We start from the raw sequence: 14212 nt of genomic DNA, 5'->3' as shown, positions 1-14212 counted from the left end.
CTACCGTTACCCAAAGCTACCGGTCCTTTCAACCCCTGCCGAGTTGCTTCTTGATGAATTCGAGCATCTCGTCGTCGCTCGCGGACGCCAGTTGCTCGCTGACGTCGCCGCCGGTGCCGCTCTCGGCGGCCGCGCCGGACGCGCCCCCGCCGACGGCGGCACCGTTCTTCCAGCGGTCGAGCGCCGCCTGGAGCCGCACCGCCACCTTCGTACGGGTGATCTCGTCGGCCGATCCGACGGCGGCGAGGCTGCCTTCGAGCCGGTCCAGGTCGCCGAGCAGCAGGGTCGCGGGGTCGGCTGCGTCGGGGGCGAGTTCGGTGCGCAGGCAGTCGGCGAGTGCCGTGGGCGTCGGGTGGTCGAAGACCACCGTGGCGGGCAGGACGAGGCCGGTGAGGGCGTTGACGCGGTTGCGCAGCTCGACGGCGGTGAGGGAGTCGAAGCCCAGCTCGCGGAAGGCGCGGGTGGGTTCGACGGCGGCCGCGCCGCTGTAGCCGAGTACGGCCGCGACCTGCTCGCAGACCAGGTCGAGGAGCAGCCGCTCCTGCTCGGGCCTGCCCAGGGCGGCGAGCCGCGCCGCCAGGTCCGGGGTCCCCGCCGCGGCCGCCTGCCCGGCGCCGCCCCGGGGGGCGGCGTCGGCGAGGCGCCGTACGTCCGGCAGTTCGGCGTAGAGCCTGCTGGGCCGGACCGTGGTGAACGCGGGCGCGTACTGCGGCCAGTCGATGTCGGCGACCAGCGCGGCCGTACGGTCGTGGGCGAGGAGCCGGTGGAGGGCGGCGATCGCCTGGTCCGGGTCGAGCGGCGGGATCATCCCGCCGCGCAGCCGCTCGGCGGCGACGCCCTCGGCGGCCATGCCGCTGCCCGCCCACGGGCCCCACGCCACGGAGGTGGCGGTCAGGCCGCGGGCCCTGCGGGCGTGCGCGAGCCCGTCGAGGAAGGCGTTGGCGGCGGCGTAGCTGCCCTGTCCGGGGCCGCCGGCGACTCCGGCGAAGGACGAGAAGAGCACGAACGCCGACAGGTCGAGGCCCGCGGTCAGCTCGTCCAGGTTCCGGGCCGACGTGGCCTTGGCGCGGAAGACGGTGGCGAACCGCTCGGCGGTCATCCCGTCGAGCACGCCGTCGTCGAGGACGCCCGCCGCGTGGAACACGGCGGTGAGCGGCGCGTCGGCGGGGATGGCGTCGAGGACGCGGGCGAGCGCGTCGCGGTCGGCTGCGTCGCAGGCCGCGAGGGTCACGCGGACGCCCGACTCCTCCAGTTCGGCCCGGAGTTCCCCGGCGCCGGGCGCTTCGGCGCCGCGGCGGCTGGTGAGCACCAGGTGCTCGGCGCCCTCGCGGGCCAGCCAGCGCGCCACGTGCCCGCCCAGGGCTCCCGTGCCGCCGGTGACGAGCACGGTGCCGCGCGGGGTCCAGCCGGTGGCGTGCGCGTCGTCGAGGGCCGCGCGCACCACGCGGCGTCCGAACGCGCCGGAGCCGCGCACCGCCACCTGGTCCTCGCCCGCGTGGGCGCCGCCGAGGACGCGGGCGAGCCGGGCCAGCGCCGCGGTGTCCGCCGCCTCGGGCAGATCGACGAGGCCGCCCCAGCGCTCGGGGTACTCCAGGGCGGCGACGCGGCCGAGGCCCCACAGCGCGGCCCGCTCGGGAGCGGTGCGGCCGTCGGCGGCGCCCACGGCGACGGCGTCGCGCGTGGCGCACCACAGGGGTGCGTCGACGCCCGTGTCGCCGAGGGCCTGGATCAGCGCGAGGGTGAGCGCGGCGTCGCCGTCGACCACCCCGTCGGTGGGTGCGTCGGCCGCGAGCAGCGACAGGACGCCGTCGAAGTCCGGGGCGGTGTCTCCGGCCGCCGCGCGCAGGAGTTCCGCGACGGTGTGGCGGTCGGTGGCGTGGCCGGGCACCTCCACGGTGACCAGGCGCACGCCGCGCTCGGCCGTCAGCGCGGCGACGGCCGTGCTCCACGGCGCGTCCGTGCGGCCTTCCGGCACGACGAGGAGCCAGCTGCCCGTGAGGTCACCGGCCGCCGTCTCGGTGAGCGGGGTCCAGGACTCGCGGTAGCTCCACCTGTCGAGCGCGGAGCTTTCGCGCCGCTGCCTGCGCCAGGCCGTGAGGGCGGGCAGGACGTCGGTCAGCGGGGCGTCGTCCGGCACGGCCAGGGTCTTGGCGAGCTCGGCGAGGTCCTCGCTCTCCACGGTCTCCCAGAACCGCGACTCCACCTCGTCCGCCGCCACGGGGCCGTCCGCGGCCGCCGCCGCGGCCGCCGTCTCCAGCCAGTAGTGCTGGTGCTGGAAGGCGTACGTGGGCAGCTCGACGCGGCGCCGCTCGTCGGCGGGGGCGTACAGCGGGGTCCAGTCGACGTCGGCGCCGCGTACGTGCAGCCGCGCCAGGGCCGTCAGGAAGGTGTCGGGCTCGGGGCGGTCCTTGCGGACGGCGGCGATCAGGCCCGCCTGCGCGGCGGGGTCGGTGAGCGTGTCGTGGGCCATCGCGGTGAGGACGGCGTCCGGGCCGAGTTCGAGGAAGGTCGAGACGCCCTGCCCGGTGAGGGCGTTGAGGCCGTCGTGGAAGCGGACCGCCTCGCGGATGTGGCGGACCCAGTACTCGGGGTCCTTCAGCTCGGCAGCCTGCGCGAGCTCACCGGTGAGGTTGGAGACGACCGGAAGGACGGGGTCCGCGTACGTCAGGCCTTCGGCGACCTTGCGGAAGTCCTCCAGGACCGGGTCCATCAGGGGCGAGTGGAAGGCGTGGCTGACCTTCAGCGCACGCACCTTGCGGCCCTGGCCGCGCAGGGTCTCCGCCAGGCCTTCGAGGGCGGCCCGGTCGCCGGAGAGCACCAGCTGCGCGGGGCCGTTCACGGCGGCCACGCCCACGCGGTCCGCCACGTCGGCGAGGAGCGGCAGCACGTCGGCCTCGGCGGCCTGGACGGCCAGCATCGCGCCGTCGTCGGGCAGGGCCTGCATCAACCGGCCGCGCGCCGCGACCAGTCGGGCCGCGTCCTCCAGGGACCACACTCCGGCCACGTGCGCGGCCACGAGTTCGCCGACGGAGTGGCCGCCGACTACCTCGGGCCGCACGCCGAAGGACTCCGCAAGGCGGTAGAGGGCGACCTCGACAGCGAACAGGGCGGGCTGCGCGTACGCCGTCTGCTCAAGGAGGTCGGCGTCCGTACCGAACATCACGCTCTGGAGCGAACGTTCCATCCAGCGATCGGTATGGGCACACGCCTCGTCCAGCGCGTCCGCGAACACAGGGAAGGCCTCGTACAGCTCACGGCCCATCCCGATGCGCTGACTGCCCTGGCCGGTGAACAGGACGGCGAGGCGGCCCTCGGCGACCGTGCCCGCGACGGCGTCCGAGGGCGTGCCGGAGGCCAGTGCGTCGAGGCCGGTGAGGAAGTCGGCCCGCTCGCGGCCGAGGACGACGGCCCGGTGTTCGAGGAGCGAGCGGCCCGTGGCGAGGGACCAGCCCACGTCGGCGAGGGCCGCCGGGTCCGCGGCGAGGGCGGGGTCGGCGACGAGGCGTTCCCGCAGCCGCCCGGCCTGGGCGCGCAGGGCGTCGGCGCTGCGCGCCGAGAGCTGCCACGGCACCGGGCCGGTGCCCGCCGCGGCCGCGGGCCGCGACGGCTCGGTGGCGGCCTTGCCGCGGCGGGGCGCCTGTTCGACGACGACGTGCGCGTTGGTGCCGCTGACGCCGAAGGAGGAGACGCCCGCGCGGCGCGGGCCGCCCCGGTCGGGCCAGTCGCGGGCCTGGGTGAGCAGTTCGACGGCTCCGGCCGACCAGTCCACGTGGGTGCTCGGCCGGTCGACGTGGAGCGTCCTGGGCAGGACGCCGTGGCGCATGGCCATGACCATCTTGATGACACCGGCGACACCGGCGGCGGCCTGGGTGTGGCCGATGTTGGACTTCACCGAGCCGAGGAGCAGTGGCTGGTCGGCGGGCCGGTCCTGGCCGTAGGTGGCGATGAGGGCCTGGGCCTCGATGGGGTCGCCGAGCGCGGTGCCCGTGCCGTGGCCCTCGACGGCGTCGATCTGCTCGGGCGCGAGGCGGGCGTTGGCGAGGGCCTGGGTGATCACCCGCTGCTGGGAGGGGCCGTTGGGGGCGGTGAGGCCGTTGCTGGCGCCGTCCTGGTTGACGGCGGAGCCGCGGACGACCGCGAGCACTTCGTGGCCGTTGCGGCGGGCGTCGGACAGGCGCTCCAGGAGCAGCAGGCCCGCTCCCTCGCCCCAGCCGGTGCCGTCGGCGGCCTCGGCGTACGGCTTGCAGCGGCCGTCGCCCGCGAGTCCGCCCTGGCGGGAGAACTCGTCGAAGGCGCCCGCGGTCGCCATGACGGTGACGCCGCCCGCGAGCGCGAGGTCGCACTCGCCCTGGCGCAGCGCCTGTGCCGCGAGGTGCAGCGCGACCAGCGAGGACGAGCAGGCCGTGTCGACCGTGACGGCCGGGCCCTCCAGGCCGAAGGAGTAGGCCAGGCGGCCGGAGATGACGCTCCCGGACGTGCCGGTCATCAGGTGTCCCTCGACGCCTTCGGGGACGCTGTCGAGCCCGGTCGCGTACCCCTGGAAGCCCGAGCCGATGAACACGCCGGTGGAGCTGGAGCGCAGGGACTTGGGAGCGATGCCGATGCGTTCGAACAGCTCCCAGCCGGTCTCCAGGAGGAGCCGCTGCTGCGGGTCCATCGCGAGGGCCTCGCGCGGGGAGATCCCGAAGAGTCCGGCGTCGAACTCGGAGGCGTCGTAGACGAAGCCGCCCTCGGGCTTGTAGCGGGCGGCGCCCTCGAGGTCCCAGCCGCGGTCGGCGGGGAAGACGGAGATGGCGTCCGTGCCGTCGACGAGGAGCTGCCACAGCGCCTCGGGGGTGTGCGCGCCGCCGGGGAAGCGGCAGCTCATCGACACGATGGCGATCGGGTCGTCGGCGACGTCGGCGGGCTGTGCCACGGGCGCCGGTGCCGCGGTGGCGGCGGTGGCGCCGGTGAGTTCGCCCAGCAGGTGACGGGCGAGGACGTCCGGCGACGGGTGGTCGAAGACCGCGGTGGCGGGCAGCTGGACCTCGGTGGCGGCGGTGAGCCGGTTGCGCAGCTCGACCGCGGTGAGCGAGTCGAAGCCCAGCTCGCGGAAGGCGCGGGTGGGTTCGACGGCTTCGGCGCCCGCGTAGCCGAGCGCGGCGGCCGCCTCGGTCCGCACCAGGTCGAGCACGAGGCGCTGCCGCTCGGCCTCCGGATGGCCCGCGAGCTCGGCGGCCCACGCCGACAGGGGCGCGGCGTCGCCCGCCGTGGCAGCCGTGGCGCGGCCGGTCGGCCGGGGGCGGAGTTCGGGCAGGGCGCCGAGGAACGGGCTCGCCCTGCCGGCGGTGAACGCGGGCGCGAACCGCTCCCAGTCCACGTCCGCCACCGTCAGGCAGGTCTCGTCCAGGGCGAGGGCCTGGGCGAGCGCGCCGACGGCGAGGTCCGGCACGAGCAGCCCCACGCCGCGGCGGCGCAGGTGCTCCTCCGCCTCGGCGGTGGCGGCCATGCCGGTGCCGCCCCAGGCGCCCCAGGCGAGCGAGGTCGCGCTGAGGCCGCGGGCGCGGCGCCGCTCGGCGACGGCGTCGAGGAAGGTGTTGGCGGCGCCGTATCCGGCCTGGCCGCCGCTGCCCCAGACGGCGGCGATGGACGAGAAGAGCACGAAGGCGTCGAGCTCCGCGTCGGCGAGGAGCGCGTCGAGGTGGGCGGCGCCCGCGGCCTTGGCGGCCAGCGCCTCGTGGAGGTCGGCGGGGGTGGTGTCGGCGAGGGCGAGCGCCGGGCTGACGCCCGCGGCGTGGAAGACGGAGCGGACGGTGTGTCCGTCGGCCGCGAGGCCGTCGAGGAGCGCCGCGACGGCTTCGCGCTCCGCCACGTCGCAGGCGGCGACGGTGACGGCCGTGCCCAGGTCCTCCAGTTCCGCCTTCAGTTCGGCGGCGCCGGGCGCGTCGAGGCCACGGCGGCTGGTGAGGACCAGGTGCTCGGCGCCCTCACCGGCCAGCCAGCGGGCCACGTGCGCGCCGAGCGCACCGGTGCCGCCGGTGATCAGGGCGGTGCCGCGCGGCGTCCACTGCTGCGCCGGGCGGGTGTCGAGGGGCGCGTGGGCGAGGCGGCGGGCGAAGACGCCGGAGCCGCGCACGGCGAGCTGGTCCTCGGTGCCGGAGTCGCCGTCGGTCGCGGGGATGCCCGCCAGGACGGCGGCGAGCCGGGCCCCGGCGCGGGCGTCGGGGTCCTGCGGCAGGTCGACGAGGCCGCCCCAGCGGTCGGGGTGCTCCAGGGCGACGACGCGGCCGAGGCCCCACAGCTGGGCCTGGGCGGTGCTCGTCAGACGGTCGCTGCGGCCGGTGGAGACGGCGCCGTGCGAGACGGCCCACAGGCGCGCCTCGATTCCGGTGTCCTGGAGGGCGCGTACCAGCGCGACGGTGCCCGCGAGCCCGGCGGGCACGGCGGGGTGGTCCGCGAGGGGGGTCTCGTCGAGGGCGAGCAGGGAGACGACGCCCGCGGGCGCGTCGCCGTCCCGGGTGTGCGCGCGCAGCCGTTCGGCGAGCGCGTCGGGAGTCACCTCGTGTTCGGCGACCCGGAGTTCGACGGCTTCGGCTCCGGCGCGGGTCAGGGCGTCGGTGACGCCCTGCGTCCACGGGTGCGCGGCCGCGCCCTCGGGTACGACGACCAGCCAGCGGCCGGTGAGGGCCGGGGCGGGCAGGCCGCCGGTCAGCGGCTTCCAGGTGACGCGGTAGCGCCAGGCGTCCACGGTGGAGCGCTCGCGGCGCTGCCGCCGCCACGACGACAGGACGGGCAGGACGGCGCCGAGTTCGGCGGCGGAGCCGTCCGCCACCTCCAGTTCGGCGGCGAGCTGCTGAAGGTCCTCGCGTTCCACGGCCTCCCAGAAGCGGGCGTCCGTGTCGTCGGTGGCGGGCTGTGCCGCGCCGCCCGGGGCGCGTCCGTCGACGAGCCAGAAGTGCTCGTGCTGGAAGGCGTACGTGGGCAGGTCGACGTCGGCGCGGGCGCCGGGGAAGAGGGCCGCCCAGTCCAGCTCGACGCCGTGGACGTGTGCCTCGGCGATCGCGGCCGCGAGGCGGCGCGTGCCGCCCCGGGTGCCGTGCGGCGCGCCGAGCACGACCGCGGTGCGGCCGTCGGCCCCGGCGGTCCGGCGCAGCGCGTCGCCGAGGACCGGGTGCGGGCCGACCTCGGCGAACAGGCCGTGGCCCGCGGCGAGCAGACCGGTGACGGCCTGCTCGAAGAGGGGCTCCTGCCGCTGGTTGCGGCGCCAGTACCCGGCGTCCATGGGGGTGCTGTCGGTCAGCCACTCCCCCGTGGTCGTGGAGTACAGGGGGACGTCGGCGGGGCGCGGGGCGAGGTCCGTGAGCGTGGTGCCCGCGTCCTCGTCGGGCCGCTCCCGCAGGGCCGCGACGCGGGCCGCGTCGCGCAGGGTCAGGGCGCCGGCCACGCAGGCCGCGGCGATCTCGCCCGCGCCGTGGCCGACCACGGCGGCGGGCTCGACACCGGCCGCCCGCCACACGGCGGCCAGCGACACGAGGACGGCGAACAGCACCGGCCCGGCCGCGTCCGCCCCGTCGAGCCGGTCCGCGTCCAGCTCGTCGAGAAGGTTCCCGTCCACGAACTCGGCGAGCGCGTCCGCGCAGGCGCGCATCCGGTCCGCGAACACCGGGGATTCGGCGAGGAGTTCCCGTACGGTGTCGGTCCACTCGGCGGCCTCGCCGGGGACGGCGCCGGGGAAGACGAACACCGGCCGGACCGGGCCGTCCGGCGCGCGGCCGGACACGGCCCGCGTGGCCGTGGTGGTCCCGGCGGCCAGTTCCTGGAGCCCGGCGAGCAGTTCCTCGCGGTCCCGGCCGAGCACCACGCCGCGGTGCTCGAAGCGGGAGCGGGTCGTGGCGAGGGACAGGCCGACGTCCGCGGGCGCGGCGCCGAAGTCCGCCCGCAGCCGGGTCAGGAGCCGCTCCGCCTGCTCGCGCAGGGCCTGCGGGGACTTGGCCGACAGGGCGAGGGGCAGCACGGACGTGGGCGCGACACCGCCGTCCGCCGTGGGCTCCGGCTCACCGGCCGGCGCCTGCTCGACGATGACGTGGGCGTTGGTGCCGCTCACGCCGAACGCGGAGACGCCCGCGCGGCGGGGCGTGCCGTCGCCGTGCTCGGGCCAGTCGCGGGCGCCGGTGAGGAGCTCGACCGCGCCCGCCGACCAGTCCACCTCGGTGGTGGGGGCGTCCACGTGCAGCGTCTTGGGCAGGACGCCGTGGCGCATGGCCATGACCATCTTCATGACACCGGCGACACCGGCGGCGGCCTGCGTGTGCCCGATGTTCGACTTGATGGAGCCGAGCCACAGCGGCTCGGCCGTCGCGCGCTCCTGGCCGTACGTGGCGAGCAGCGCCTGCGCCTCGATGGGGTCGCCCAGCGTGGTGCCGGTGCCGTGGGCCTCGACGGCGTCGACGTCGCCCGGCTTCAGGCCCGCGTTGGCGAGGGCCGCGCGGATGACGCGGCGCTGCGAGGGGCCGTTGGGGGCGGTCAGGCCGTTGGAGGCGCCGTCCTGGTTGACGGCGGAGCCCCGGACGACCGCGAGGACCTTGTGGCCGTTGCGGCGCGCGTCGGACAGGCGCTCGACCAGGAGGAGGCCGACGCCCTCGCCCCAGCCGGTGCCGTCCGCCGCCTCGGCGAACGCCTTGCAGCGGCCGTCGGTGGCCAGGCCGCGCTGGCGGCTGAACTCGATGAACGTGCCGGGGGTCGACATCACCGAGACGCCGCCCGCGAGGGCCATCGTGCACTCGCCCTGGCGCAGCGCCTGCGCGGCCAGGTGCAGGGCGACCAGGGAGGACGAGCAGGCCGTGTCGACCGTGACCGCGGGGCCCTCCAGGCCGAAGGTGTACGAGATGCGGCCGGAGGCGACGCTCGCGGCGTTGCCGATGCCGAGGTAGCCCTCGACCTCGTCGGGCACGTGGTCGACGCCCGCGGTGTAGTCCTGGCCGTTGGTGCCCGCGAACACGCCGATCTGGCTGCCGCCGAGCCCGGCCGGGTCGATCCCGGCGCGCTCGAAGGCCTCCCACGCCGTCTCCAGGAGGAGCCGCTGCTGCGGGTCCATGGCGAGCGCCTCGCGCGGGTTGACGCCGAAGAACTTGGCGTCGAACTGTCCGGCGTCGTAGAGGAATCCGCCCTGGCGGACGTACGAGGTGCCGGCCTGGTCGGCGTCCGCGTCGTACAGCGCGCCGGTGTCCCAGCCCCGGTCGGCGGGGAACTCCGCGATCGCGTCGACGCCGTCGGCGACCAGCCGCCACAGGTCCTCGGGGCTGCGGACGCCGCCGGGGAAGCGGCAGCTCATGCCGACGATGGCGAGGGGTTCGTCGGTGGCCGTGCCGCCGGTGACGGGGGCGGGCAGGGCGGTCGCGGTCTCGTCGCCGAGCAGCTCGGTGCGCAGGTGGGCGGCGAGCGCGGCGGGTGTGGGGTAGTCGAAGACCAGCGTGGTGGGCAGCTTGAGGCCGGTGGCCGCGCCGATGAGGTTGCGCAGTTCGACCGCCGTGAGGGAGTCGAAGCCCAGCTCGCGGAAGGCGCGGTTGACCTGGATGTCGTCCACGCTCGGATAGCCCAGGACGTCGGCGGCCCGCCGGCGCACCAGGTCGAGGACGGCGGCTTCGCGGTCCTCGGGGGCGAGGGCGGCGAGTTGGTCGGCGAGCGCGTTCGCGGGGGCGGCGCCCGTCGCCGTGCCCGGGGCGCCGGTGGGCTCGGCGGGCGGTGTGAGGGCCGCGCGCGCCTCCGGGACGTCCGCGAAGAGGCGGCTGGGCCGCGTCGCGGTGAAGCCGGGCGCGTACTGCGCCCAGTCGATGTCCACGACGGAGGTGAGCGTCTGGTCGTGGCTCAGCGCCTGGTGCAGGGCGGCGATCGCGAGGTCGGGGTCCATGGGCGGCATCACGCCGTGCTTGAGGCGTTCGGCGGCAGCGCCCTCGGCGGCCATGCCGGTGCCGCCCCAGGGGCCCCAGGCGACGGACGTCGCGGCCCGCCCGGCGGCGCGTCGGGTCTCGGCGAGGGCGTCCAGGGCGGCGTTGGCGGCGGCGTACGTGCCCTGGCCCGAGCCGCCGACGACACCGGCGAACGACGCGAAGAGCACGAACGCCGACAGGTCGAGGTGGGACGTCAGCTCGTCCAGGTGGCGGGCCGACTCCACCTTCGCCCGGAAGACGCCCGCGACGCGGTCCTCGGTGAGGCCGTCGAGGACGCCGTCGTCGAGGACGCCCGCGGTGTGGAACACGCCGGTCAGCGGCGTGCCCTCCGGGATCTGCGCGAGGAGCCGCGCCAGCGCGTCCCGGTCGGCGGCGTCGCAGGCGGCGACGGTGACGGCCGTGCCCAGGCCCTCCAGTTCCGCCTTCAGTTCGGCGGCGCCGGGCGCGTCGGGGCCGCGTCGGCTCGTCAGGACGAGGTGTTCGGCGCCCTCACGGGCCAGCCAGCGGGCCACGTGCGCGCCGAGCGCACCGGTGCCGCCGGTGATCAGGGCGGTGCCGCGCGGCGTCCACGCGGTCCCCGCCGCCTCGCCCAGGGAGGCCCGCACGAGGCGGCGGACGAGCACGCCGGAGCCGCGCACGGCGACCTGGTCCTCGCCCTCCAGGGCGCCGAGGGCCTGGGTGAGTCCGGTGACGGCACCGGCGTCGGCGGCCTCGGGCAGGTCGACGAGTCCGCCCCAGGTCTGCGGGTACTCCAGCGCGGCCACGCGGCCGAGCCCCCACACGGCGGCCTGCGCCGGGTCGGCGGGGGCCTCGGCGGGCGTGGTCGACACCGCGCCGCGGGTCGCGGCCCAGACGGTGGCGGTGCTGCCCGCGTCGCCGAGGGCCTGGAGGAGCACGGCCGTGCGCAGCGCGGCGAGCGGCGTCTCCCCGGTGGTGCCGGGCCGCTCGGGCCCGGTCAGGGCGAGGAGCGACAGGACGCCGTTCCACTGGTCCGCCTCCTGCTGCCGCAGCAGTGCGGTGGCGGCGGCGCGGTCCGTGCTCGCGCCCTCCGGTACGCGCACCACGACGACGCGGGTGCCGCCCGCGGCGAGGGCGCGCTCGGCGGCGGCGCTCCAGGGCTGGTCGGCGAGGGCGTCGGGGACGAGCAGCGCCCAGGTGCCGGTCAGCGCGGGGCCGTACGTGGAGGCCTGCGGCGGCAGCGGGTTCCAGGTGACGCGGTAGCGCCAGGAGTCGAGCGCGGAGCTGGTGCGCTGCTTGCGCCGCCAGGCCGTCAGGGCGGGCAGCACGTCGCTGAGCGGCGCGTCGTCCGGCACGTCGAGGGCGCCGGTGAGCTCGCCGAGGTCCTCGTGCTCCACGGCCTCCCAGAAGCGCGCCTCGGCGCTGTCGGCGGGGGCCGTGCCCGCGGTCTGCCCCGGGGCGGCGGGGGCGGCCGTGTCCAGCCAGTAACTCTGGTGCTGGAAGGCGTACGTGGGCAGCGCGACGCGGCGGCGCGCGCCGAGGGGCGCGTACCGCGGGGTCCAGTCGACGGTGGTGCCGCGCACGTGCAGGCGGGCGAGCGCGGTCAGGAAGGTGTCGGGCTCGGGCCGGTCGCGGCGCAGCGCCGGGACGAGTCCGGCCTGGGCCTCGGGGCCGGTGAGGGTGTCGTGGGCCATCGCGGTGAGGATCGCGTCGGGGCCCAGTTCGAGGAGGGTGGTCGCGCCGAAGCCGGTGAGGGCGCCGAGGCCGTCGTGGAAGCGGACCGCCTCGCGCACGTGCCGCACCCAGTACTCGGGGTCCTTCAGCTCGTCCGCGGCGGCGAGGGCTCCGGTGACGTTGGAGACGACGGGCAGCGTCGGGTCCTGGTACGTCAGTCCCCGCGCGACCTGCCGGAACTCGTCGAGCATGGGGGTCATCAGGGGCGAGTGGAAGGCGTGGCTGACCTTGAGCCAGCGGGTCTTGCGGCCGTCGGCGCGCAGCTGTGCCGCGAGGTCCTCCAGGATGCCGCGGTCGCCGGAGAGCACCACCTGGGCGGGGCCGTTGACGGCGGCGAGGCCCGCCCACTCGGCGACCTCCTCCAGGAGCGGGGCGACGTCGGCCTCCGCGGCCTGGACGGCGAGCATGGCGCCGCCGCGGGGCAGGGCCTGCATCAGCCGGCCGCGCGCGGCGACCAGCCGGGCCGCGTCCTCCAAGGACCACAGACCGGCCACGTGGGCGGCGGCCAGCTCGCCGATCGAGTGGCCGCCGACGACCTCGGGGCGCACGCCGAAGGACTCGGCGAGCCGGAAGAGCGCCACCTCGACGGCGAAGAGGGCGGGCTGTGTGTAACCGGTCTGCTCCAGGAGGTCGGCGTCCGTACCGAACATGACGCTCTGGAGCGGACGTTCCAGCCACGGGTCCAGATGGGAGCACGCCTCGTCGAGCGCGGCCGCGAAGACGGGGAAGGCCTCGTACAGCTCGCGGCCCATGCCGGTCCGCTGGCTGCCCTGGCCGGTGAAGACGACGCCGAGGCGGCCCTCGGCGACCGAGCCGGTCACCGTGCCGGGGGCGGCGGGCCCTTCGGCGGCGAGGGACTCCAGGGCGGTGAGGAGCCGGTCGCGGTCCTCGCCGATGAGCACGGCCCGGTGCTCGAAGGCGGAGCGGCCGGTGGCGAGGGACCAGCCGAGGTCGGCGCGCGCGTCGGCGTCGGCGGCGAGGGCGGGGTCGTCGAGGAGCCGCTCGCGCAGCCGGGCGGCCTGGGCGCGCAGGGCCTTCGCGGTGCGGCCGGACAGCGGCCAGACCGTGGGGCCGACGGCGGGGCGCACGTCCGGGGCGCCGTCCGTCGGGGCGGTGGCCGCGTCGGTGTCCGCTCCGGCGGCCGGGGCGGGGCCTTCGTCGGGCCGACCCTGCGGCTCGGCGGCGGGGGCCTCCTCGATGATCACGTGGGCGTTGGTGCCGCTGACGCCGAAGGAGGAGACGCCCGCGCGGCGCGGCGCGTCCTCCTGCTCCGGCCACGCACGGCGCTCGGTGAGCAGTTCGACGGCGCCCGCGGACCAGTCCACGTGGCTGCTCGGCCGGTCCACGTGCAGCGTCTGCGGCAGCACCCCGTCGCGCAGGGCCATGACCATCTTGATGACGCCTGCCGCGCCCGCGGCGGCCTGGGTGTGCCCGATGTTCGACTTGACGGAGCCGAGCCACAGCGGCCGGGTGCGCGGCCGCCCCTGCCCGTACGTGGCGAGCAGGGCCTGCGCCTCGATGGGGTCGCCGAGGGTGGTGCCGGTGCCGTGGGCCTCGACCGCGTCCACGTCGGCCGCCGTGAGGCGGGCGTTGGCGAGGGCGGCGCGGATCACGCGCTGCTGGGCGGGCCCGTTGGGGGCGGTGAGGCCGTTGCTGGCGCCGTCCTGGTTGACGGCGGAGCCCCGGAGCACCGCGAGGACCTCGTGGCCGTTGCGCCGCGCGTCCGACAGGCGCTCCAGGAGCAGCAGGCCGACGCCCTCGCCCCAGCCGGTGCCGTCCGCCGCCTCCGCGAAGGCCTTGCAGCGGCCGTCCTCGGCCATGCCGCGCTGGCGGCTGAACTCCACGAACGCGGTGGGCGTCGACATCAGGGACACGCCGCCCGCGAGGGCGAGACCGCACTCGCCCTGGCGCAGCGCCTGCGCGGCCAGGTGCAGCGCGACGAGCGACGACGAGCAGGCCGTGTCGACGGTGACCGCGGGGCCCTCCAGGCCCAGGGTGTAGGAGAGGCGGCCGGAGACGACGGCCGCGGTGTTGCCGGTGCCCGAGTAGCCCTCGACGCTGTCGGCGGCCTCGGCGACGACGGCCGTGTAGTCCTGGCCGTTGGTGCCGGTGAACACGCCGGTGCGGCTGCCGCGCAGGCTCTGCGGGTCGATGCCCGCGCGCTCGACGGCCTCCCACGCGGTCTCCAGGAGCAGCCGCTGCTGCGGGTCCATGGCGCGCGCCTCGCGCGGCGAGATCCCGAAGAAGCCCGCGTCGAACGCGTCGGCGTCGTACACGAAGGCGCCCTCGCGGGTGTACGTGGTGCCCTGGTGGTCGGGGTCGGGGTGGTAGAGCCCGGCCACGTCCCAGCCGCGGTTGCCGGGGAACGCGGACACGGTGTCCACACCGTCCCGCACCAGCTCCCACAGCGCTTCGGGAGTGCTCGCGCCGCCGGGGAAGCGGCAGCTCATCGCGATGATCGCGACCGGCTCCGCGTCCTTCGACTCGAGTTCGCGCACTCTCCGACGAGTCGTGTGCAGATCCGCCGTCACCTGCTTGAGAAGGCGGCGGATTTTGTCGTCGTTCACCATCTGGCCTAGCTCCTAGAGACAAGG

General features: G+C 76.7%; 1 protein-coding gene. It reads right to left on the bottom strand.

Annotated features, from left to right (window positions below; genetic code table 11):
- Nucleotides 1-28 precede the first annotated feature (28 nt).
- Nucleotides 29-14188, bottom strand: coding sequence for a type I polyketide synthase (locus C9F11_RS34305; protein ID WP_138963065.1), 14160 nt, complete (start codon nucleotides 14186-14188; stop codon nucleotides 29-31).
- Nucleotides 14189-14212 lie beyond the last annotated feature (24 nt).

Source organism: Streptomyces sp. YIM 121038, from assembly GCF_006088715.1.
GTDB lineage: Bacteria > Actinomycetota > Actinomycetes > Streptomycetales > Streptomycetaceae > Streptomyces.
The sequence above is the reverse complement of the archived record's forward strand: the minus strand, read 5'-3'. Positions and strand labels throughout refer to the sequence as shown.

Excerpts from the sequence above, each read along its gene's own strand:
- C9F11_RS34305 (WP_138963065.1), bottom strand. The coding sequence starts at position 14,188 with ATGGTGAACGACGACAAAATCCGCCGCCTTCTCAAGCAGGTGACGGCG.